Origin of the sequence: Anoxybacillus sp. MB8 (assembly GCF_011006755.1) — a bacterium.
GTDB classification, from domain to species: domain Bacteria; phylum Bacillota; class Bacilli; order Bacillales; family Anoxybacillaceae; genus Anoxybacillus; species Anoxybacillus gonensis.
The window spans coordinates 1-489 of the sequence record NZ_RXXX01000128.1 but is presented as its reverse complement, the minus strand read 5'-3'; the positions used below and the strand labels follow the sequence as shown (position 1 = coordinate 489).

Below are 489 nucleotides of genomic sequence, written 5' to 3'. Positions count from 1 at the left end.
GTGGCTCAATATTTCCCTTCCTCTCTCTTTCTACTCTCCGTCATTTGCTTCCAAACAGATCCTTTCGCCTCTTCGCCACCTTCGATTCGTTCGATGGCCATTTTTACTTGCATGCTTACTTCAAATTCCGGATCGTTTTCGGCTGCTTTTAAAGCAGGCAGGACGGTTTCATCTCCATTTTCATATAAAAACATCGCTGCACGCCAGCGAACTAACTTGCTTGCATCTTTTAGCGCTTCGACCATAACAGGAATCGATTCAACGTCACCAATGTCAGATAAACAGTCACCAGCGGTACGCCGCACAGAAACAGCTGAATCCTTTAGGGCTTCATACAAATATGGAAGTACGTTTTTCCCACCAATCATTCCTAAGTAAGCTGTCGCTAAACGGCGAATCGCTACTTTCTCATCTTTTAACGCCTTTGCCAATACGGGCAAATCGGTTTCCGTCGGCTCTGCCATCTGTTCCAACGCTGCATATCGTTTC

The 489-nt window shown here is 45.8% G+C and carries 1 protein-coding gene; it reads right to left on the bottom strand.

The window, feature by feature from the left end; all coding sequences use genetic code 11:
* Positions 1–5 precede the first annotated feature (5 nt).
* Positions 6–489, bottom strand: a 484-nt coding sequence (locus EKC99_RS15465; RefSeq protein ID WP_163152682.1) for a HEAT repeat domain-containing protein, incomplete at its 5' end; no start/stop codon positions are given.